Origin of the sequence: Caulobacter sp. BP25, from assembly GCF_002737755.1 — a bacterium.
Classification (GTDB): Bacteria; Pseudomonadota; Alphaproteobacteria; order Caulobacterales; family Caulobacteraceae; genus Caulobacter.
Genome location: NZ_PEGH01000019.1, coordinates 42,819 through 62,498 on the forward strand (window position 1 = coordinate 42,819; position 19,680 = coordinate 62,498).

Here is a 19,680-nt window from a genome sequence, read left to right on the forward strand (position 1 = left end):
TGCGCTCGCCTGTCCCGGCGCAAGGACCGCGCCAGTTGGCCGCTTTCCTTAGTGCAAAAGCAGGGACGCGATCAGCAAGACCGCGAAGAATCCTGTGAAGTCCGTCAAGAAGGTGACGAAGATCGACGAGGAGACCGCCGGGTCACGTCCCATCTTCTCCAGGGCCAGGGGCATCAGGATGCCCCCAACCGCCGCGGTGAAGATGTTGGCCACCAGCGCCGCCCCGACGATGATCGCCAACTTGTCGTGGTGATCCGCCGGACCGAAGAACAGATAGGTCGCCGTGCCCATGACCACAGCAAGACACAGGCCATTGACCAAGCCGACCAAGAGCTCGCGCAGGATGATCCGGCGGGCGTTGGCGGTGGTCAGCTCCTTGCTGGCCAGGGCCCGCACGGCGACGGCCAGGGTCTGGGTGCCGGCGTTACCGCCCAGCGACGAAACGATCGGCATCAGGATGGCCAGCGCCACCAGCTGGGCGATCTCGGCCTGGAAGATGGCGACGCCGCTAACCGCCAGGGTGGCGGTGGCCAGGTTCAGCATCAGCCAAGGCAGGCGCGACTTGACGATCTCGATCACCGATGCGTCGCGGCCGGCGTCCGACACACCCGCCAGAGCCAGGATGTCTTCCTGGGCCTCGTCGCGGATGACCTCGACGATGTCGTCGACGGTGATCTGGCCGACCAGCCGCCCGCCCGGCTCGATCACCGGGGCGCTGATCAGGTGGTATTTGTCGAAGATGTAGGCGACCTCTTCCTGATCCATGTCGACCGGGATTTCGGTGACCGCCTCCATCAGCTCGGCCAGCGGCGTCTCGCGCCGGCTGCGCAGCAGGATGCTGATCGGGATGGCGCCCACGGGCTTGTAGGTCGGATCGACCACATAGACGTCGAAGAACAGCTCGGGCAGCGACTCGCCTGCCTCGCGGACATGGTCGATGGTCTGGCCGACCGTCCAGAACTCCGGCGCGGCCAGGAATTCGCGCTGCATCAGGCGACCGGCCGTCTCGTCCTCGTAGGACAGGGTCGTCTCGATGGCGGCGCGATCGGTCTCGCCCATGGCGGCCAGCACCTGGAAGCGCTTGGTGTCGTCCAGGTCGTCGATGACGTCGGCGGCGTCGTCGGTGTCCAACTCCTCCAGCGCGCGGGCCAGGGTCACCGAAGGCGTGGCCTCCAGGACCTCCTCGCGGATGTTGTCCTCGAGCTCGGAGATGATCTCGCCCAGCGCTTCCGGATCGAGAAGCGGAATGATTTCCTCGCGGTAGTCGGCGGTCAGGAAGCCCATCAGGTCGGCGACATCGGCCGGGTCCAGAGCGCCCACCAGCTCGCGCAAGCGCTTGGCGTCACCGCTATCAGCGGCGTCGACCACCATCTCGACGTATTCGGGATTGAGGGCGTAGTCCTCGCCAAGGGCCAGGTCTTCCAGCTCCTCGGGAGTCTCTGATTTGGCCAGCGGGATGTCGTCCAGCACGTCGTCGTTCAGTTCGGCGGTGTCCCGGGTCATGGGGGCCTCCTGAGCTCTGAGAGCGCTTGGATTCGTCGCGGTTGGTCCGATGAAGCGACCCTGAGGCGAAAACAGGGCCAGAAACGATTAGAGCGCCCCTTGCGAGTCGGAAACCGATTTCGCCGGAGCGCCCTATTCAAGTTCACCTTGGTGCGGTCGAGAAGACTCGAACTTCCACATCTTGCGATACAGCGACCTCAACGCTGCGCGTCTACCAATTCCGCCACGACCGCTCGTGGTGAGGGGCGGCACGTAGCAAACTGGATCGGCTTTGGGAAGTCGGAAGTTTCGCTCTGGGCGAAACCGTTGGGGAAGGACCTTAGGTCCCGCCCGCCATGTAGTCGTAGACGTCGGCGGCGCGGGTCACCTGGATGGCGATGCGGTCGTCGCTGATCTGGATTTCGCCGCGGGCGATCGGGTGGTTGTTGGCCAGGATCCAGACCTCGTCATTGGTCTTGGTGTCCAGTGGGATCACGGCGCCACGCCCCATGCGCAGCAGTTGCTGCATCGGCAGAATCGAACGCCCCAAAAGGACAGAAATCTCGACATTGACGGCGTTGACCTGGGTCACGAAGTAAGGCCCCTGAACTGACACGCGACCAACCGGGTCGCCGCGTCCAAGATTGCAAGATTAGGGCCGTATGCTTGCGCTCCCGTTAAACGCTGAAAACACAGGACTTCCGACCATGAGGCGCGATGACGCAGCGCCTGTGGGGTGGGCGGTTTCGACCGACTACGTGGATTACCCGGCAGCCGTTGCCGCCATGGAAGCCCGGGCCGCCGCCATCGCCGATGGGACGGCGGGCGAGCTCATATGGCTGCTGGAACACCCGCCCCTCTATACCGCCGGCGTCTCGGCCAAGGCGGGCGACCTGCTGACGCCCGACCGTTTTCCGGTGTTCGAGAGCGGGCGCGGCGGGCAGTTCACCTATCACGGCCCCGGCCAGCGGGTGGCCTATGTGATGTTGGACCTGACAAAGCGCGGCCGCGACGTGCGCGCCTTCGTGGCGGCGCTGGAGGCCTGGATCATCGAAGCCCTGGCGGCCTTCAACGTCACCGGCGAACTGCGCGACGGCCGCGTCGGCGTCTGGGTGGAGCGCAAGGGCGTGGGCTGGAGCCGCGAGGACAAGATCGCCGCCATCGGGGTGAAGCTGCGTAAGTGGGTCAGCTTCCACGGAATCAGCCTGAACGTGGAGCCGGACCTCTCGCACTTTTCCGGCATCGTCCCGTGCGGTCAGACGGAACATGGAGTCACCAGCCTGGTGGACCTCGGCCTGCCCGTGACAATGGACGAGGCGGACGCGGCGCTGAAGGCGAGCTTTACGAAGGTGTTCGGGGCGATCGAGGACGCGTCGGCGCCAGTTTAGGCCCAATGCGGCCGGGGCTCGCTCCTGCTCGGCCACACGCACAGCACAAGCCAGAACACAATCTGAATCCCAGGCACGAGCGACAGGCCCGCCAGCCAGCCCCCCTGCCCCAAGTCGTGGAGCCGTTTTGCGGATAGGGCCGCGAGCGCCCAGACCTGCGCAAGCCACAGCCCAAGGACCACAAGAGCCAAAGGAAACCCAAAAGCTTGGCTAATCATGTCCAGCGCCTGGGCGGGATGATCGAGCAGCGCCCCAAGCTGGGCGAAGCTGTAGGTCGATGTGCGGGCCAAGAAGAAGGCTATGAAGCCGAGATTCCCAATCAGCCAGGTCGTCGCCGTATCGGTGACAAAACGCTGACGCCCGATAGCGCCCCGAGGATCAAACCACCGTTGAATCAAGTCGCCCTCCTGCCCACGCGTAGGCGAAAAGAACTAAACCCTAGATCGAAATCGTCTTCAAGGGATTGGCGCCATAACGGTTCGCCCCCTGCTCGCCGCCCATCACGCCCAGCTCAACCACCGCCCAGGCGATGACCAGGCAGAACATGAAGTCCAGGAAATGCTCTGGCTGGGGCCAGACGGCGATGAAGGCCACCAGGATCAAGAGCGCCCACCAGCCCGACCGGCCGCGATCGTGCAGGCGCTTGGACAGCACGCAGGCCCCCGAGAACAGCAGGGCCGGATAGACCACCCAACCGGTCAGCCAGTGCAGAGTATAGCCGGCGATCGCCTCATAGAGCACCGCCACGCCCAGCAGGATCGCCGCCGCGATCAGGAACGGCGTGCGCGCCAGCCGGCCGTTCGACGACAGGAACAGCTCCGCCCACTCGCTACGTTCGCTCATGCTCGCCTCGGCTCCGACTCGGCGTTCGATCTCGCCGACTATCTAAGCGCAGCTTCAGGCGAACTCCACCAGCACCTCGTCGGCCGCGACCGGGTCGCCGCCCTTGGCGTTGACGGCTTTCACCACCCCATCGCGCTCGGCGCGGATGATGTTCTGCATCTTCATGGCCTCAAGCACGCAGACCACCTCACCTTCGCGGACCTGTTGACCGGCGGCGACGTCCATCGAGACCACCAGGCCCGGCATCGGCGACAGCACCAGCTTGGAAGTGTCCGCAGCCTGCTTCTCGGGCAGCCTGTCGTGCAGTTCGGCCGAGCGCGGGGTCAGGACCAGTACCCGGGCCTTGGCGGCGCGGTGGCGGATGGTGAAGCCCTCGGCGGCGGGCGAGGCCTGCACGGTGAAGCGTTTGCCGTCCAGTGACGCCTTGAACACCGGTTTGCCGGGCCGCCAGTCAATGTCGGTCAGGCTCAGGGTGCGCCCCTCGTCGAGCAGTTCGACGGTGATATCCCCCTCCCCGGCCACCTTCACGCGGCGCTTGGCGTGGCCGACGAAGACGACCCATTCGTCGCGCGGCGCCGAAACGAGACCCGAGGCGCCGGCCCGCGCGCGGGCGGCGTAGACGCGCTGCATGGCCGCGCCGACGGCGGTCAGGATGTCCAGCTGAGCGGGCGTCGGCTCCGTGCCGTTGAAGCCTTCGGGGAACTCGTCCTTGATGTAGTTGGTCGAAATCTTGCCTGAGCGGAACCGCGCCTGATCCATCACGGCGGCCAGGAACGGGATGTTCTGGCCCAGGCCCTCGATGTGGAAGTCCTCCAGCGCCCGGCCCATGCCGTCGATCGCCGCGATCCGGGTCGGCGCCCAGGCGCAGAGCTTGGAGATCATCGGGTCGTAGAACATCGAGATCTCGTCGCCTTCGCGCACCCCGGCGTCGTTGCGAACCTTGTACGCGCCCTTATCGCCTTCAGCCGGCGGGTCATAGCGGACCAGGCGGCCGATGCTGGGTAGGAACTTGCGGTACGGATCCTCGGCGTAGATGCGGCTCTCGATCGCCCAGCCGTTGATCTTCAAGTCCTTCTGCTCGAAGGCCAGCTTCTCGCCCCAGGCCGAGCGGATCATCTGCTCGACGAGGTCCAGGCCCGTGATCAGCTCGGTGACCGGGTGCTCGACCTGCAGGCGGGTGTTCATCTCCAGGAAGAAAAAGCTCTTGTCCTGGCCCGCGACGAACTCGACCGTGCCGGCTGAGTCATAGTTCACGGCCTTGGCCAGGGCGACGGCCTGGGCGCCCATGGCGGCGCGGGTCGCCTCGTCCAGCAGCGGGCTGGGGGCCTCTTCGATGACCTTCTGGTTGCGGCGCTGGATCGAGCATTCGCGCTCGAACAGGTGGACGACGTTACCGTGCTTGTCGCCCAACACCTGGATCTCGATGTGGCGCGGGCTTTCGATGAACTTCTCGATGAAGATCCGGTCGTCGCCGAAGCTGGCCTTGGCCTCGGCGCGCACGGCCGGGAAGCCCTCCTCGACGTCCTGGCGGGTCCAGGCGACGCGGATGCCCTTGCCGCCGCCGCCGGCGGAGGCCTTGATCATCACCGGATAGCCGATCTCCTCGGAAATCTTCACCGCCTCGGCCGTATCGGCGATCTCGCCGATGTGTCCCGGCACGCAGGAGACGCCAGCCTTCTGGGCGAACTTCTTGCTCTCGATCTTGTCGCCCATGGCCGAGATGGCGCCCGGGTTGGGACCGATGAACACGATCCCCTCATCGGCGCAGCGCTGGGCGAAGCCGGCGTTCTCGGACAGGAAGCCAAAGCCGGGATGGATGGCCTGGGCGCCGGTCTGCCTGCAGGCGGCGATGATCTTGTCGGCGACGAGATAGGACTGGGCGGCTGGCGAAGGCCCGATGTGTACAGTTTCGTCGGCCATCTCGACCGCCAGGCTGCCGGCGTCGGCGTCGGAATAGACCACCACCGTGGCGATCCCCAGGCGACGGCAGGTCTTGATGACGCGGACGGCGATCTCGCCGCGGTTGGCGATCAGGATCTTGCTGAACATCGGCTACTTCCGCCCGTCTTTTTGTGCTTTGCAACACGGCCTATCAGGCCTCCGTGGGTTTGCAAGCCTGCCCTTACGGCGCTACACCAAGGCCGGAGAATGACACCGGTTACCAAAACCGGGATATCCGCTAGCCGGAGGAGACGGTGGCATGAAGGCGATTTTCCTGGGCTCGGCCTGCGCGCTGATCCTGGCCAATGCGGCCGCCGCCGCCCCGACCCCGGCTGAGCCCGGCCTGCTGTTCAAGCTTTCGGGTGACAAAGGCCTCGTCGCCGACGTCGCCGCTGGCGACCCCGTCCCCAACTTCGCTGACAAGGTCATGCCAATAGATGGCAAGGCCGGCAAGGGCTTCCGCGCCGCCGACGACGGCGTCGTCTCGTGGAACGCGCCCAGCAACATCCTGGCCCAGCGCGGCACGCTCTCGTTCTTCTGGCGCTCGGGCTATCCGGTCGGCGTCGCGCCCTTCGTGATCTTCCGCGTGGGCTACGCCGACCATTCCAGCTGGGACATGGCGTTCCTGCGCATCGACTGGAACGGCCACGGGTTCGACGCCTTCGTCACCGACAATGGCCTCTCGCGCACCCGCGTCTCCTTCGAGGTCGACGAGAACCCCGCCCCCGACGCTTGGACGCACCTGGCCTTCGCCTGGGACGAGACCACCGGCGTCCAGCTCTATGTCGACGGCAAGCTGGCGGCCAAGAAGGAGGCCAAGGCGGTCTATGACGCGGGCCTGGACCAATTCGGCGTCGCCGGCCGCGTGATCGCCCCGCACCAGGTGCAGAGCCGCTACAACTTCACGCGCGGCGGCGATCTGGACGAGCTGCGGGTCTATGACCGGGCGCTGGACGCCTCGGCCATCGCCGCCCTCGCCCGCAATGAGACGCCAGCCATCGCCGCGCCAGTCGCCGCACTTGGAGACCCCGCCGTCCACGCCGCCTGGAAGCAGCGCTACGGCTGGAACAAGGACCTGCCGCCGCTGCTGGCGGACGCTCAGACCACGATCCGCAAGGTCGAAATCGCCGACGCCAAGGACATCAAGCAGTGGATGTGGCGGGCCAATGACGGAATCTCGGAAACCACCTGGCCCGGCGTCTACAACCGCTCGCGCCTGCCCGGCCGCGACGACTATTTCCCGCTGCCCGACTGGAACGTCTATGTCGACGGCGGCAAGGCCCTGACGCTGACCCTGCCCGACGAGTCTATCAACCGCATCGAGATTCAGGGCCCAGCCTACGGCGCCCTCACCTGGTCGGCAAAGGCGGGCGACAAGGGCGCCAGTGTCGGAGCCCGCGCCAAGGACCAGCAGCGCACGGTCACCACCTTTGCTCAGCCGCTGAAGGGCGGCGTCCTGACCTTCACTAACGTGGCGCAGGAGACCCCGATCCAGGAGATCTGGGCCTACAACGTCTCGGCCGGCGCCGAGCCGAAGGACGCCTTCAAGATGAGCTACACGGTCCGCGCCGACGTGGCGCCGGACTATCTGAACCTCGCCGATCTCAACGCCTACATCGCCGGTCGCCATCCGGCGGGAGAGCGCGCCACCGTCGTGGCCATACCCGAGGGCGCGCCCAACCGGCCGCGTCCTGCCGAGGACCTGACGGCCAAGAGCCTGCCGATCGTCCACATGCTGATCCCGTCGGGCTTCGGCGACGCGCCGGCGGCCAAGCCGCTGGCCCGTAACTGGGCCTATGGCTGGGAGAACGCCCGCGACGGCTTGGACGGCATCGCCATCGACATTCCTTCTCTGCCTGGCGCCGCTGGCGCCACAATCCCTCTGAACATCCAGGTGAAGGACCCGATCTGGCCAGGCCGCAACATGATGGACGTCAGCGTTGCGGTGAAGGCGGGCGAGGCCCGCACCGTCTGGCTCGACCTGCGCGACCGTATCCTGACCGCCGACAGCCTGTACCTGACCCTGGCCGCCGATAGCGCCGACTTTGGCCCCAAGGCCCTGGACGGCGCCAAGATCCGCCTGGTGCTGAATGACCGTGACAAGGCCAAGGTCGAGCACACCCAGGACCGCCTGAACCAGGTGAAGGACAACTGGGCCTTCTTGGTCGAGGAGCACACGACCTCCAAGCGCCAGGGCCTCTATCGCCGCCTCTACGCCGACATCACCGACCTGCTGCGCGTCGATCCCGACAACCAGATAGGCCGCGAGTACTGGGGCGACATCACCTATGGCAGCCAGGGCTGGCCGGCGTTCGAACAACCCAAGCCGACCGACGGCGCCCCGCTATGGGCCTTCCGCCAGCTGGAGGACCTCAAGCTGGTCTCCAAATTCGTCAACTGGTGGATCGACGAGCGCCAGGCCGACTTCGGCGACTTCGGCGGCGGCCTGTCCGACGACACCGACCTTTTGCAACAATGGCCGGGCGTGGCGCTGATGGGCGTCCAGCCGGACAAGATCACCCACTCGCTGAACCGCCTGACCGACGTCGTCTACAAGAACGGCATGTTCACCGATGGACTCTCGACCATCGCGACGGACGAGCTGCACGCCTACGAAGAGGGCATCAACTCGAACGCCGAGGCGATGTACGTCAACTACGGAGACCCGCTGGCCGTCGAGCGCCTGTTCACGACGGTCAAGGCCCTGCCCAAGGTGGTCAGCAAGAACCCCGCCGGCCATGTCCACTTCAACACCAACTGGTACAGCGGCAAGGTCTTCTACCGGGAAGGCCCGTGGGAGTGGCAAAAGCCCTACTCGTTCGGCGTCACCCACCCCTCGATCCTGATCAGCGACTTCAACGGCGACCCGACCGCCCGTGACACGGTGATCGGCCTGGCCGACGGATACCTGGCCCACGTCACCAACAAGGACGGCTCGTATCCCAATGAGATCAACTGGCGCACCGACGCCGAGCGCGGCGGCACGGTGCTGCAGGGCTCGGGCGCGGACGGTCCGTTCCAGGTGTTCTGGGCCGCCTATCGCCTGACCGGCGATCCGAAATACCTGGTCCCCATCCAGTGGCGGATCGGCAAGAACGGCCTGAAGTCCCTGCAGAACGTCAACGAGAACGCTCTCACCGAGCTGAAGCTGGGCGAGGCCAACAAGGACGCCCTCGTGAAAGCGGCGGCCAAGGGCGGCGCCTTCGAACGCTACGCCGCCTGGTCGCTGACCGGCGACAAGAAGCACCTCGAGGATCTCTACGCCGACGAGATCCAGTGGAACGCCCAACACATGTACATGCACACGGAGGGCCACTGGTGGTCCGACCGCGTGGAGCTGCCGTCAGACTACCTGCAACGCACGCGGCTGGGCGGCATCGCCAATAAGCGCGGCCAGATGAACCCCGGCCATACCGTCTCCTGGCGCTTCGACAACGCCGACGGAACCGACGTGGCGTTGCTGATCAAGGACGCGACCAAGACCAGCTTTAAGGTCATCGCCTACAATACCACCGACAAGCCGGTGACGGGCGTGATGACCGGCTGGAACGTCGCGCCGGGTCAGTGGAGCCTTAGCCAAGGCCTCGACGCCAACGGCGACGACGTCATCGACGGCGCGGCCCAGACCCGCTCGGTCGCCTTCGAGCGCAGCCTGGGCACCCAGGTGGTCCTGCTTCCGCGCCAGACCACGGTCATCGACATGAAGCTGGAGAAGGCCGGCGACGACCCGGCCAAGCGCGCCGACCTTGGCGTGGGCCGCGGCGACGTCGTCTTGAAGGGCTCGACCGTCACGGCCACGGTCCACAGTCTCGGGGCTCAGGACGCGGCGGCGGCCAAGCTCGAACTGGTCGACTCGTCGGGCGAGGTGCTGGCCAGCGCCCCGACCCCGGTCCTGAAGGCGCCGCGCGACCTCCTGCCCAAGACGGCTTCGGTGAAACTGAAGATTCCCGTCGGCGTGAAGGCCCAAGGCCTACGGGTGCGCATCGTGACCACCCAACCCCAGAACACCCGCCTGAACGACGAGGTCGTGCTCCCATGAAGACGTTTCTCCCCCTGATCGCCGCGGGTCTCTGCCTGGCGAGCGCTCCCGCCCTGGCCCAGACGGCGGCGGCCCCCGCGCCGGCGGCCAATCCGGCCTACTCCGCCCGCGTGATCACCCTGGCCGAGGCCAAGTCGGTGGTCGCCGCCGCAGAGGCCGAGTCGCGCAAGAACGGCTGGGCGATGGTCATCACCATCGTCGAGTCCAACGGCGCCGTCGTGCTCTCCGAAAAGATGGACGGCGCGCAGTACGGCTCAAGCGAGGTGGCGCTGAAGAAAGCCCAGACCGCCGCCAACTTCCGTCGCCCGACGTCCTATTTCCAGGAGGCGGTGAAGTCGGGCACGCTGAACGCCATCTTTACCGGCGCCATGGCGCTGGAGGGCGGTGAACTGCTGCTGGTCGACGGCAAGATCGTCGGCGCCATCGGCGTGTCTGGTGGGTCGGCCGCGCAGGATGGCGTTGTCGCCCGCGCCGCCGCCACGCTTAAGTAAGCGACTTCAGATAGGCCCGAAACGCGGCCATGGTCATCAGACGGGCGGGGTCGGCCAGGGCTCCGCCCGGATCGTTTTTGCGGCTCGGCGCCACCTCGTCGTGGCCGAATACGCGGTCCAAACTGAACGTCGCTGGGAAGGTCTTGGCCAGGTACAGGCACAGGTTCGTCAGCGCCTCGAACTGGTCGAAGCTGTAGGGCAGATAGGTTCCAGCCTTGATGTTGCCGTCCGGCGTGACGGTGCGCACCTCAGAGGCCGCATACCACTCGTCATGGATCGACTTGCGCTGGCAGCGGCCGCGCGCGTCGAGCACCACTTCGCCCTTAGCGTCCCGGACGGCGTTGAACCACGGGCAGAAGACGCCGTCCTCCTGGGCCTGGTAAAGGCGGCCAGGGTTGTTCATCTCGAAACCGACATAGTAGCGCGAGACGGCGGTCCTCTGGGTCACGGGACACTGACTGACGCCCGCGTGCGAGCCCCATTCGCTCCACTCGAAGTTCTCGGGCAGGAAGATCGTCCCGGTCCGGCTGATCTCGCCATAGTGGAAGCCGTTAGCCTGGCCCGAGCGCATCATGTCCAGCGTACGGGTGTCGGAATCCTCGACGCCGTTGCCCGCCTTTCTGATCCGATAGGCGTCGAAGTGGATGATCAGGCCTTCGAGGCCGCTCGGCCGGCGCCCTTGCACGCGATGGCGGACGCCCTGCGCGATCTTGAAGCGTGGTGGGACATAGTCTTGGTGCTCTCGGCGATCGGGACGATCCGCGTCCTCCTCGACCAGCGGTCGGAAGTCCCGACAGCCGCCCGCCCAGACATACTCCCCACCGCCCAGATCGAACCACTGGCTGACGCCCGAGACGAGGTCGCCGGTGATGGAGTTTCGGATCGGAAAACGCGTTCCGGCCTCGATCACCCGCGCCTTGGACGAGATCGTTCGTGGCTTGTCTCGTCGGACATTCAGGCGCCCCGCCGCCTCGACCGTTCCTCGCCCCGATGGAAACGGATCCGCCATTCGCTGCCCCCTCTCGCGCCCTACAAAAACCTAGCGAGAACAGTGGCAAAATACAATCTGGAAGAGATTTACAGCTTCAAGAAAACTCTCGCGCGAACATGGCTTCATACTCAGCGATCATGGCTTCAGCCTCCGGCGCCACGAGCCGCGCCACGGCGGCGGCGAAGGTGACCGGCGCCAGCCCTGAAGCGCTGACGACCTTGCCGTCGACCACCGCCTTGGGCGTGTCGACATAGTGGTCCGCACCCGCATAGCCGGGGACCACGCCCTGCAGCCAGTCCTTGCCGTTCGAGGTGTGCTTGCGGCCCTCGAAAAGGCCCCCGCGCGCCAGGGCGGTCGTGCCGGCGCAGATGCCCGCCACGGGCTTGCCGTCCGCGAAGGCCTGTCGCAGCAGCGCGGTGATGGCGGGGGCCTCGCCCTCTGACCACGCGTCGCTTCCAATCAGAATGAAGAGGTCGGCGTCGCTGAGCACCGGATCGTCGAACCGGTAGTCGGCCGCGGCCAGAATCCCGCCGATCGAGGTCTCGGGATCGCCGGTCGGGGTGGCGATCTCGATCTGGACCTTCAGGTGCTCGCGCAGCAGCGTCAGCACCGCGCCGGCCTCCCAATCGGCCCAGCCCGGCTGCAGAAAGGCGACGGCGACGGTCATGGGACGCTCCTGGTTCTACCGCTTGGGCGCGCAAGCGCCTACATTGGCTGTCATGACAGACGCAGCCATCCTTTCAACCGCCGGCTTCGATCTCACCCCGCCGACGGAGCCCGAACGTGATCGCCTGGAGGCCGACCTGACGGCCGAAGAGGCGCGCGTCCTCCTGCACCACGGCACCGAGGCCCCGTTCTGCGGCGGCCTGCTGGGCGAGAAGAGCCCCGGGGCCTATTGCTGCCGCCTCTGCGGCCTGCCGCTATTCAAGCACGAGACCAAGTTCGAGAGCGGCACGGGCTGGCCCAGCTTCTACGCGCCGTTCGCCGAGGACCACGTGGTCGGGGTGCGCGACACCTCCTACGGCATGGTGCGCATCGAGACCCGCTGCGCCCGCTGCGACAGCCACCAGGGTCACGTCTTCCCGGACGGGCCGCCGCCGACACAGCTGCGTTATTGCATCAACTCGGTGTCGCTGCAGTTCGTGAGGTCCGGCGACGCCCTCCCCGATCCGCTGCATCGGGGCGACGCGATCAGGTGATGCTGACGGCTAGTTAGCCTGCATAAAGGCGCCCGAGGACTCAGGGTGCCTATAAGCGACTGATTTCATAAAATTTTCATCCAACTTAACCGACGCAACGCAAACCGGACTGGCTATGACTGGCCGTAGCCGCCGACAGCAAGTCCGCTCCGGCGTCAACGGATGACCGCCAGCGACTTGCTGCCCCCCAGCTCTCGATATATTCGGCTGGGGAACGTTATTGATTGACGTAACGACACTCTCCAGCCCGATCCTAGGAAGGCACATCATGAAGATCGCTCTGATCACCGAAAACAGCCAAGCGGCCAAGAACGAGACGATCCACAGCGCCTTGACCGCCGTGGCTACGCCTCTGGGCCATCAGGTCTTCAACTACGGCATGTACACGCCCGAAGATAAGGCCTCGCTGACCTACGTCATGAACGGCCTGCTGGCTGGCATCCTGCTGAATTCGAAGGCGGCCGACTTCGTGGTCACCGGCTGCGGCACCGGCATGGGCGCCATGCTGGCCTGCAATGCGATGCCGGGCGTCTTCTGCGGCCTGGTCATCGACCCGACCGACGCCTTCCTGTTCGGCCAGATCAACGACGGCAACGCCATCTCGATGCCCTACGCCAAGGGCTTCGGCTGGGCGGCCGAGCTGAACCTGCAGGACGTCTATCGCAAGCTGTTCGATGGCGAGCGCGGCCTGGGCTATCCCAAGGAACGCGCCGAGATCATGGCCAAGAACCGCGGCATCCTGAAGACCGTGAAGGCCGCGACCTGCAAGGACATGCTGAGCGCCCTGAAGGCGGTCGACCAGGATCTCGTGAAGGCCGCCATCGCTGGCGAACGCTTCCAGGAGTACTTCTTCGCCAACGCCCAGGACGAAGCCATTCGCGACTACGTCCAGGGCCTTCTGAGCGGCGCCCGTCAGCTCGAGAACGCGTAAGGCGCTAGGTCATGACGACCGGCGCGGCGACCGAGGGGCTGGCAGCCTCCACCATCGCCACGCCGGTCGGACTTGGCCTGTAGCCCGCGCATGATATCGCGACTCATCGGGCATCGCTGAGCCCAGAGACGATCGGTCGGAGATCGGCGGATGCACGTTTCCCGCTGCACGAGCGATTGAATCGGCTAAGGCCGAAATAGCGGTCTCGCCCTAGCTTTTCTCAATTCCCATCGAATTGATATGAATTGAGCTTGGCCCGTGAAACGAGCCATGTGCGCTGGACGGCCCGCAATTGCCCCGAGCGCACCATGACCCCCGCCCCGAACGCCTTCGAAACGCCGCGCCACAACCGCCGCGAAGACGCCGACGGCCCGCCGATCTTAATCGTTCCAGGCCTCTACAATTCAGGCCCAGATCACTGGCAGACTCATTGGGAGCGCGAACTGCCCAACGCCGAACGCGTGGAGCAGCAGGACTGGGAGCGCCCTCTGCTGGGTGACTGGACGATCAGCCTGGCGGAAGCCGTGCGCCAGCGGCCCGGCGCGATCCTAGTGGCGCATAGCCTAGGCTGCGCCCTCGTCGCCCACTTCGCGCAAGTGACGGGCGGACGCGGCGTGGGCGGGGCGATGATGGTGGCCCCGGCCGACGTCAATCGCGAAGGTCCGGCCGGCCGCCTGCTGGTCGGCTTCTCGCCCATCCCGCGCCAACGCCTGCCCTTCCCCAGCCTGGTCGTGGCCAGCCGCAACGACCCCTATGTCGAGATCGACCGCGCCGAGGCGTTCGCCCGCAGCTGGGGCTCAGCGTTCGTCGACCTGGGCCGCGCGGGACACATTAACGTCGACTCCGGCCATGGCCCCTGGCTGAAGGGCCGCGCCCTGCTCAAGAGTCTGGTCGACCGGGTCGAGGCGACCAAGCGATTCTAATCGCCGCTGGTGCGCAGCAGCGCCTCTGGCCCCAAGGCGCGGGGCGTGAAGCGAGCCTCGCGCACCGCGCCCTTGAAGTAGTCGACCCTGTTCATCCGCGCGCCAACCGATGAGCGCCCTTGCCCTTGCGGCTTGAACGCCATTTCGACCTCGCCCTGCAGCTGGCCGTTGACGAAGGCGCGGTAGGTCTTGCCGTCATAGCTCTGGGCGACCCAGTACCAGCGCCCGACCGGGAAGGTCTTGTCCAAGAAAAGCAGCGTCTGCTTGTAGCCCGGCCCCGTGGCGAAGGCGTCCAGGCTCCAGGCCTCGCCGGTCACGCGAATCTCGAACAGCATACGGGTGACCGAGGGGGGCGCGCCGGGCGTCGGATCTTCCTCGTTCAGGTGAAACCAGCGCTGCGCGAAGACGCCGCCATCGGGCCGGAATAGAGCCTCGAAGGTGAACTGCGCCATGCCGGCCAGCGGGTGACGCTCGATCACCAGTCGGTCGTCGACGCCATCGAACTGCACCGCTTTGCCATAGGGCGTGTCGATCAGGCGCGGATCGCCCTCGACCATCGTCGCCGCGCCACCGATTCTGGAAAGCCGATCGAACGTCCAGCGCGTCTGGTCGGGCGCGTCGCGAGTCGGGCGGCGCCCCATGGCCGAAGCGGACAGGCCCGCCGACAGCGCGCCAAGACCGCCAAGAACGACTCGCCGCCCGAGCGGCCGCGAGAGCTCTCCCTGGCCTTTGAATCCGTTCATGACGCCTCCTCCTCCGGCATTTATTGACACCGGTATCAGGGCTGATGCTGCGAGCGCGCTGGGGCTTTTTCAAGCCGAAACCAGCGCTTCGCTTTTTAAGAGAAGAAAGAATTGGTGCGGGCGGTCGGGGTCGAACCTGACACTCATTTCGCAGGTAGACAGGCGCAAACAACTCGAAAACTTCTAATTCACGCCGTCTTGTGTCGAACGTTTATAATAGCGCAGGACCTTGGAAAGGTGCCTACGCTCAATCGAGACTTCGTCCATCTTCTCCAAATTACCAAAAACCTGGAGAAAGACACCTGGATCGGCTTCGTCAGTTTTTATAGGCTCGATCCGCACACCCTCGCCTCGCCGGCCATAGAACTGCAAGCCCAGCTCTTTCACAGCCTCAGCAGCGTACGCTACACCGGCGGCATCTAATGTTCTGAAGACCGAAGGCACACCTTGCGACATTGCTTCACGTAGAGAATGCCTTCCGGTGTCGTACAACACGCGGCCAACTTCCGTCAGCGTGATATACTTTCGACCTTCAGTATTCGCCCTCTCGACCGTGCCCCACAACACCACCCACGTCGTGAGCGCCGCCACGATCATGCCCGTCCCCAGATAACCCAGGGAAAGATGGTACGCGTCCATAGCTGGTTGCAGCGAGGCGATGAAGCTAGCGATGCCGCCGCCGAATACTGGCCCGGCAACAGTGGCGATGATCTGACGACGATCCATAGCTGTCGGCATACCAGCGACCGCTACGCAACGCCATCCGCCGACAGCTCACACGGTTCCGGTCGCAATGAACCCGCCATCACGCCAGCTCATTGAATAGATTATGGTGCGGGCGGTCGGGGTCGAACCGACACTCCTTTCGGAACCGGATTTTGAGTCCGGCGCGTCTACCAGTTTCACCACGCCCGCAGGCTTCGCAACGCGAAGGGTGGTCTTCCTAGCAGGCGTCGGCGGTGAATTCCAGTCTCGCGACGTCCGGTCTAGCATCGAAAATCACGGAGATTCCCGATGCTGAAGCCCGGCCCTCGCAACCTGATCACCGACGTCCCCGGCCTGACCGTCGGGTGTGTCGAGGATGAAGCCGTCCGCACCGGCGTGACGATCCTGCTCTGCCCCGACGCCTGGACGGCGGCGGTTGACGTGCGCGGCGGCGGCCCGGCCGTGCGCGAGACCGACACCCTGCGGCCCGAGAACAGCTTTTCCCGCGCCCACGCGATCTGCCTGTCGGGCGGTTCGGTGTTCGGCCTGGGCGCCGCCGATGGCGCGGCGATCGCCCTCTCGGCGCGGGACATGGGGGTCAAGCTGGCGGCGGGCTCTCCGGCGATCCCGATCGTGCCGGCCGCATCGCTGCACGATCTGGGCAATGGCGGCGACAAAGCCTGGGGCCTGTCCCCGCCCTATCGCGACCTGGGCATGAAGGCGGTGGAAGCCGCAAGCGTCGACTTCCCGCTGGGCGCGGTCGGCGCGGGACGCGGAGCGATGGCCGGGGTGGTCAAGGGCGGCTTGGGCTCGGCTTCCCTGGACCTGGGCGGCGGCCTGATCGTCGGCGCCCTGGTGGCGGCCAATCCGGTCGGCTCGGTCTATATGCCCGACGGCGAGACCTTCTGGGCCTGGCCGTTCGAGATCGACGGCGAATTCGGCGGGCGTCGCCCGGGGCCGATGAACGCCGCGATCGACCCCATGCCTGACGACACTAAGCTGGGCGCCCTGGGTCGCCTGCGTCCTGGCGCCAACACCACCCTGGCCGTGGTGGCGACCACCGCCGATCTCAGCACCGCCGAGGCGCAGCGCATGGCGATGATGGCGCATGACGGCATGGGTCGGGCGATTCGACCCGCTCACACGGCCTTCGACGGCGATATCGTCTTCGCCCTGGCCTCTGGCGCGGCCCCTCTCGGCGAAGGATCAGGACGCGCCGCCGCCCTCTCGCGCCTGGGCTCGGCGGCGGCGGACTGCCTGGCCCGCGCGATCGGTCGAGCGGTCTTTGAAGCTAGGGCGGCGTGATCGTCTCGCCGCCGGCCAACTGGATGGCGGCAGTCTCGAGATGGCTCAGAAGGCGCTTGAACGTCGCGACCTCGTGCGGGGCCAGACCGGCCAGCAGCGTAGCCTCGTAGGCGAGCGCCAGCGGCGCGATCTCGGCAAACAGGCGGCGACCAGCGGCGGTCAGCTCAAGGGTGTGCGATCGGCGGTCGGAGCGCACCGTGGTGCGGGCGATCAGCCGGCGCACCACAAGGTCCTGGGCCGCGCGGCTGACGCGCACCTTGTCCATCGCCGTACGAGTGACCGCTGCGTGCGGCGTCAGCGCGCCCTCGGCCAGGACGGACATCAGTCGCCATTGCGGGATGGTGAGACCGAAGCGGTCCTCGTAGGCGCGGGCGATCAGACGACTGACGGCCGCCGAGGCGGTCGCCAAGCGATAGGGCACATAATCAGAAAGACTGACACCGGTTTCGGGCGCTTCCGGCGCGCCCGGCGTGATCGGAGAGACCGTGGCGGTCATGTCCCGTTCCTTTCGTCCTCCCAGGCGCGGCCGCCTTGAAGGAGCGGCCTTCGCCAGTCCATCCGCGCTTGCCGGACCCTGGCGTTTCGGTCCGTGCGCGTCTTGATCTGAGCGCGGCCAGCTGGGGCTACAATGCCCCCCGGCGCCCGCCCCAACGAAGAGGCAGTTTCGCACGCCCCGTGGGCAGAGAATAGCTGTCTCGCCTTCGCGAGTGGCGTTTCTATGCCTCGACCAGCCAGAAATGCGCGTTTTTGTCTTCTGTGGGGTCGAGTCGCGCGCTCACCAGAGCCTAGGCCGGACGCGAGATCGTCGCGGACGCCTGGGCGCCGTGACCGTAGCGCGAGGGTCCGCCATAGACGGTGATCTCGCACAGGATGTCGCCCCCCTCCTCTGCCGCCCAGATATAGCTGCGCTCCACCTCGACGTAGCGGCCGGCGGGCGAAATCCCTTCGAAGGTGTCGCCCCAGGGGATTATCGCGCGAAGATCCTGCCACCGCAGGGTCAGGGCCCGCGAAAGCTCGTCGCGGGCCATCGCCTCCAGATCGGGATCGTCCGCCACGCCCTCAGCCTTCGGCGGTGTCGCGGAAATAGGCCTCGACCTCGCCCTGCAGCTTGATGGTCATCGGATTGCCCTTGCGGTCCAGCGTCTTGCCGGCTGCGACGCGCACCCACTTTTCGCTGATGCAGTATTCCTCGACGTTGGTTTTCTCGACGCCCTTGAAACGGATGCCGATGCCGCGTTCGAGCAGATCAGCGTCATAGTAGGGGCTGTCGGGGTTGACGGAGAGGCGGTCGGGAGGCGTGTCGCTCATGGTCTTCCAGCTTTTATGCGGGCGCGGGCCCGTGTCTTGGCCGGCGGTGATACCCACGAAACGCCGAAAGTCCAAATCGACGCCTCCCGTTCTCTCCAGGCTAGTCCTGCTGATCGTCCTTGACCGGATCGGCCGCCGACACCGCGCCATCGTTGTTGGTGTCGTGATGGGTGAACATCCGCCAGCCCGAATAGTCGAACTCGGCCTTGGTGATCGCGCCGCTTTTGTCGCTGTCCAGCACGTGGAAGCGCACGTCGGTCTGGCGCATCTGACGCTCGCGCTCCTCCGTCTTCTTTTCCGGCGTGCGGTCCGAAGCGGCCAGCTTCTTCTCCAGACGAGCCTTGAACTCGTTGACGTATTCGGCCTGGGACAGGGTTCCGTTGCCGTCGGCGTCGGTGGCCGAGAACTGGATCGCGCGGGTGGCGGCGTACTCGTCCTTGGTGACGACGCCGTCGCCGTTCTGGTCCTGCTCCTTGATGAAGGTGTCACGAGCGTGAGAGGCGGCGCTGGCCGCTCCGGCCAGCAACGAGGCCGTCAGCGCGACGCCGGCGAAGAGGATTCGGGTGTTCATGTCGTGTCCTTGGATCAACGGAGAGATTCGAACGTCAGCGCGTAGGTGTGGCTCTGACCGGGTTGACCGACGCCACCCGCGACGCGGTGGCGGGCCTGGATCTGGTAGACGCCCGAACGCTCGACCTTGATGGCCACCCGCCCCTTGGCGTCGCTGGTGAAGGTCTTCGGCGCGGCCTTGGCGTCAGCGTAACGGTCATCGGCGGCGCTCAGCGTGACGGCCAGACCCGCCAGAGGCTTGCCGTCGAACAGGGCCTCGAAAACCGCGTCCTGGCCCGTGATGATCTTGCTGGGATGGGTCACCGCCCGGAACTCCAGACCCTTGCCCGCCGGCGCGAGCGCCGCGTCGCTGGGCGCGCCGCGCGTGACATAGACCTCGGCGGTCGTGATGCTTTGCATGTCGATGGCGTCGGCCGGCGCCTTGCCGCCCTCGAAGAACTTCCATTCGCCATCGACCAGGGCGGCCTTAGCGACCCGACCGGCGCGCTGGCCCGTCGTGATGCGGTAGGTTCCCGGCTTCTCCGTCACGACCTCGGCGATCGCCAGCTGACGCAGATAGGTCGGCGTCAGCGGCGTACGAGCGCCATCCGGTCCGATCACGGCGTAGGTATCGGACTTCATCACGACTTCGGGCGTGAAGAAGCTTTCGGTGAAGGCCCCCTCCACCGTCACAAGCGTGCGGTCCGAGGCGTCGAAGACGCTGGGCAGGAGGTAGGGCGAATGGGCTTGGGCCGCCGGCGCGGCCAGTCCCAGCAGCAGCGCGCCGCCAATCAGGCCGGCCCGAAAAGAACGGATCATCGAGGTCATCCTTGGCGCCGCTC

Annotated in this window: 19 protein-coding genes, 2 tRNA genes and 2 pseudogenes; 7 read left to right on the forward strand and 16 right to left on the reverse strand. The window is 66.1% G+C overall.

Going from position 1 to position 19,680, the window contains the following annotated elements; genetic code table 11:
* Nucleotides 1–48 precede the first annotated feature (48 nt).
* The 3 genes and pseudogenes from mgtE to CSW59_RS17810 all read right to left on the reverse strand — a co-directional run bounded on the left by mgtE (nucleotide 49) and on the right by CSW59_RS17810 (nucleotide 2,132).
* Nucleotides 49–1,503, reverse strand: a complete 1,455-nt coding sequence (gene mgtE, locus CSW59_RS17800; RefSeq protein WP_099445330.1) for a magnesium transporter — start codon at nucleotides 1,501–1,503, stop codon at nucleotides 49–51.
* Nucleotides 1,504–1,651: 148 nt separating this feature from the next.
* Nucleotides 1,652–1,736 (reverse strand) — tRNA-Leu (locus CSW59_RS17805).
* A gap of 86 nt (nucleotides 1,737–1,822) precedes the next feature.
* A pseudogene (locus tag CSW59_RS17810) lies at nucleotides 1,823–2,132 on the reverse strand (FliM/FliN family flagellar motor switch protein).
* Between the two features lie 12 nt (nucleotides 2,133–2,144).
* Here CSW59_RS17810 and lipB point away from each other — a divergent pair.
* Entirely contained in the window at nucleotides 2,145–2,870 is a 726-nt protein-coding gene (gene lipB / locus CSW59_RS17815) for a lipoyl(octanoyl) transferase LipB (RefSeq protein ID WP_099445332.1), read from the forward strand.
* Here lipB and CSW59_RS17820 read toward each other — a convergent pair.
* From CSW59_RS17820 to CSW59_RS17830, 3 genes are read right to left on the reverse strand one after another with little or no spacing between them, the layout of a single operon-like run.
* On the reverse strand, nucleotides 2,867–3,268 hold the full coding sequence (locus CSW59_RS17820; RefSeq protein WP_099445333.1) for a DUF805 domain-containing protein: 402 nt from the start codon (nucleotides 3,266–3,268) through the stop codon (nucleotides 2,867–2,869). The genes lipB and CSW59_RS17820 overlap by 4 nt on opposite strands.
* Nucleotides 3,269–3,308: 40 nt before the next feature.
* On the reverse strand, nucleotides 3,309–3,713 hold the full coding sequence (locus tag CSW59_RS17825; protein WP_099445334.1) for a DUF805 domain-containing protein: 405 nt from the start codon (nucleotides 3,711–3,713) through the stop codon (nucleotides 3,309–3,311).
* Between the two features lie 54 nt (nucleotides 3,714–3,767).
* Complete coding sequence (locus CSW59_RS17830) at nucleotides 3,768–5,762, reverse strand: acetyl/propionyl/methylcrotonyl-CoA carboxylase subunit alpha (RefSeq protein WP_099445335.1); 1,995 nt, start codon at nucleotides 5,760–5,762, stop codon at nucleotides 3,768–3,770.
* Between the two features lie 21 nt (nucleotides 5,763–5,783).
* Between CSW59_RS17830 and CSW59_RS17835 the strand changes: the two are divergent.
* Both CSW59_RS17835 and CSW59_RS17840 read left to right on the forward strand, forming a co-directional pair.
* Nucleotides 5,784–9,693 (forward strand): annotated as a pseudogene (locus CSW59_RS17835) (LamG-like jellyroll fold domain-containing protein).
* A complete protein-coding gene (locus tag CSW59_RS17840; RefSeq protein WP_099445337.1) occupies nucleotides 9,690–10,184 on the forward strand; it encodes a heme-binding protein in 495 nt (164 codons plus the stop codon). The pseudogene CSW59_RS17835 and the gene CSW59_RS17840 overlap by 4 nt, the downstream one beginning before the upstream one ends.
* Here the strand turns inward: CSW59_RS17840 and CSW59_RS17845 are convergent.
* Together CSW59_RS17845 and CSW59_RS17850 are read right to left on the reverse strand one after the other, a co-directional pair.
* Nucleotides 10,177–11,193 carry an N-acetylmuramoyl-L-alanine amidase gene (locus tag CSW59_RS17845; protein ID WP_099445338.1) on the reverse strand — a complete coding sequence of 339 codons (1,017 nt, stop codon included), beginning with the start codon at nucleotides 11,191–11,193 and terminating at the stop codon, nucleotides 10,177–10,179. The two genes, CSW59_RS17840 and CSW59_RS17845, sit on opposite strands and share 8 nt — an antisense overlap.
* 76 nt (nucleotides 11,194–11,269) lie before the next feature.
* A complete protein-coding gene (locus CSW59_RS17850) occupies nucleotides 11,270–11,842 on the reverse strand; it encodes a type 1 glutamine amidotransferase family protein (protein WP_099445339.1) in 573 nt (190 codons plus the stop codon).
* 52 nt (nucleotides 11,843–11,894) lie between these two features.
* On the opposite strand from CSW59_RS17850, the gene msrB reads away from it, so the two are divergent.
* From msrB to CSW59_RS17865, 3 genes are all read left to right on the forward strand, one after another.
* Complete coding sequence (gene msrB / locus CSW59_RS17855) at nucleotides 11,895–12,374, forward strand: peptide-methionine (R)-S-oxide reductase MsrB (protein ID WP_099445340.1); 480 nt, start codon at nucleotides 11,895–11,897, stop codon at nucleotides 12,372–12,374.
* Between the two features lie 268 nt (nucleotides 12,375–12,642).
* Nucleotides 12,643–13,305 carry an RpiB/LacA/LacB family sugar-phosphate isomerase gene (locus tag CSW59_RS17860; RefSeq protein ID WP_099445341.1) on the forward strand — a complete coding sequence of 221 codons (663 nt, stop codon included), beginning with the start codon at nucleotides 12,643–12,645 and terminating at the stop codon, nucleotides 13,303–13,305.
* 308 nt (nucleotides 13,306–13,613) lie between these two features.
* A complete protein-coding gene (locus tag CSW59_RS17865) occupies nucleotides 13,614–14,228 on the forward strand; it encodes an alpha/beta hydrolase (protein ID WP_236632260.1) in 615 nt (204 codons plus the stop codon).
* Here CSW59_RS17865 and CSW59_RS17870 read toward each other — a convergent pair.
* The 3 genes from CSW59_RS17870 to CSW59_RS17880 all read right to left on the reverse strand — a co-directional run bounded on the left by CSW59_RS17870 (nucleotide 14,225) and on the right by CSW59_RS17880 (nucleotide 15,886).
* A complete protein-coding gene (locus CSW59_RS17870; RefSeq protein WP_099445342.1) occupies nucleotides 14,225–14,971 on the reverse strand; it encodes a LamG-like jellyroll fold domain-containing protein in 747 nt (248 codons plus the stop codon). The two genes, CSW59_RS17865 and CSW59_RS17870, sit on opposite strands and share 4 nt — an antisense overlap.
* A gap of 183 nt (nucleotides 14,972–15,154) precedes the next feature.
* Nucleotides 15,155–15,697, reverse strand: coding sequence for a hypothetical protein (locus tag CSW59_RS17875; protein WP_099445343.1), 543 nt, complete (start codon nucleotides 15,695–15,697; stop codon nucleotides 15,155–15,157).
* 104 nt (nucleotides 15,698–15,801) lie between these two features.
* Nucleotides 15,802–15,886: transfer RNA gene (locus CSW59_RS17880), tRNA-Leu, on the reverse strand.
* A gap of 99 nt (nucleotides 15,887–15,985) precedes the next feature.
* Here CSW59_RS17880 and CSW59_RS17885 point away from each other — a divergent pair.
* Nucleotides 15,986–16,981: a P1 family peptidase gene (locus tag CSW59_RS17885; RefSeq protein WP_099445344.1), complete on the forward strand. Its 996-nt coding sequence runs from the start codon at nucleotides 15,986–15,988 to the stop codon at nucleotides 16,979–16,981.
* On the opposite strand, the gene CSW59_RS17890 is transcribed toward CSW59_RS17885, so the two are convergent.
* The 5 genes from CSW59_RS17890 to CSW59_RS17910 all read right to left on the reverse strand — a co-directional run bounded on the left by CSW59_RS17890 (nucleotide 16,968) and on the right by CSW59_RS17910 (nucleotide 19,657).
* Nucleotides 16,968–17,477, reverse strand: a complete 510-nt coding sequence (locus tag CSW59_RS17890) for a MarR family winged helix-turn-helix transcriptional regulator (protein ID WP_099445345.1) — start codon at nucleotides 17,475–17,477, stop codon at nucleotides 16,968–16,970. The genes CSW59_RS17885 and CSW59_RS17890 overlap by 14 nt on opposite strands.
* A gap of 289 nt (nucleotides 17,478–17,766) precedes the next feature.
* Entirely contained in the window at nucleotides 17,767–18,009 is a 243-nt protein-coding gene (locus tag CSW59_RS17895; protein ID WP_099445518.1) for a hypothetical protein, read from the reverse strand.
* Between the two features lie 31 nt (nucleotides 18,010–18,040).
* Entirely contained in the window at nucleotides 18,041–18,289 is a 249-nt protein-coding gene (locus tag CSW59_RS17900) for a DUF3297 family protein (RefSeq protein WP_062099782.1), read from the reverse strand.
* A 100-nt stretch (nucleotides 18,290–18,389) separates the two neighbouring features.
* Nucleotides 18,390–18,860 (reverse strand): hypothetical protein, encoded by a 471-nt coding sequence (locus CSW59_RS17905; RefSeq protein WP_099445346.1) that lies wholly within the window; start codon nucleotides 18,858–18,860, stop codon nucleotides 18,390–18,392.
* 14 nt (nucleotides 18,861–18,874) lie between these two features.
* A complete protein-coding gene (locus CSW59_RS17910; RefSeq protein WP_099445519.1) occupies nucleotides 18,875–19,657 on the reverse strand; it encodes a DUF4198 domain-containing protein in 783 nt (260 codons plus the stop codon).
* Nucleotides 19,658–19,680 lie beyond the last annotated feature (23 nt).

Coding starts and splice junctions, on each gene's coding strand:
- mgtE (WP_099445330.1), bottom strand. CDS start 1,503: ATGACCCGGGACACCGCCGAACTGAACGACGACGTGCTGGACGACATC.
- lipB (WP_099445332.1), top strand. CDS start 2,145: ATGCTTGCGCTCCCGTTAAACGCTGAAAACACAGGACTTCCGACCATG.
- CSW59_RS17825 (WP_099445334.1), bottom strand. CDS start 3,713: ATGAGCGAACGTAGCGAGTGGGCGGAGCTGTTCCTGTCGTCGAACGGC.
- CSW59_RS17830 (WP_099445335.1), bottom strand. CDS start 5,762: ATGTTCAGCAAGATCCTGATCGCCAACCGCGGCGAGATCGCCGTCCGC.
- CSW59_RS17840 (WP_099445337.1), top strand. CDS start 9,690: ATGAAGACGTTTCTCCCCCTGATCGCCGCGGGTCTCTGCCTGGCGAGC.
- CSW59_RS17845 (WP_099445338.1), bottom strand. CDS start 11,193: ATGGCGGATCCGTTTCCATCGGGGCGAGGAACGGTCGAGGCGGCGGGG.
- CSW59_RS17850 (WP_099445339.1), bottom strand. CDS start 11,842: ATGACCGTCGCCGTCGCCTTTCTGCAGCCGGGCTGGGCCGATTGGGAG.
- msrB (WP_099445340.1), top strand. CDS start 11,895: ATGACAGACGCAGCCATCCTTTCAACCGCCGGCTTCGATCTCACCCCG.
- CSW59_RS17860 (WP_099445341.1), top strand. CDS start 12,643: ATGAAGATCGCTCTGATCACCGAAAACAGCCAAGCGGCCAAGAACGAG.
- CSW59_RS17865 (WP_236632260.1), top strand. CDS start 13,614: ATGACCCCCGCCCCGAACGCCTTCGAAACGCCGCGCCACAACCGCCGC.
- CSW59_RS17870 (WP_099445342.1), bottom strand. CDS start 14,971: ATGAACGGATTCAAAGGCCAGGGAGAGCTCTCGCGGCCGCTCGGGCGG.
- CSW59_RS17875 (WP_099445343.1), bottom strand. CDS start 15,697: ATGGATCGTCGTCAGATCATCGCCACTGTTGCCGGGCCAGTATTCGGC.
- CSW59_RS17885 (WP_099445344.1), top strand. CDS start 15,986: ATGCTGAAGCCCGGCCCTCGCAACCTGATCACCGACGTCCCCGGCCTG.
- CSW59_RS17890 (WP_099445345.1), bottom strand. CDS start 17,477: ATGACCGCCACGGTCTCTCCGATCACGCCGGGCGCGCCGGAAGCGCCC.
- CSW59_RS17895 (WP_099445518.1), bottom strand. CDS start 18,009: ATGGCCCGCGACGAGCTTTCGCGGGCCCTGACCCTGCGGTGGCAGGAT.
- CSW59_RS17900 (WP_062099782.1), bottom strand. CDS start 18,289: ATGAGCGACACGCCTCCCGACCGCCTCTCCGTCAACCCCGACAGCCCC.
- CSW59_RS17905 (WP_099445346.1), bottom strand. CDS start 18,860: ATGAACACCCGAATCCTCTTCGCCGGCGTCGCGCTGACGGCCTCGTTG.
- CSW59_RS17910 (WP_099445519.1), bottom strand. CDS start 19,657: ATGATCCGTTCTTTTCGGGCCGGCCTGATTGGCGGCGCGCTGCTGCTG.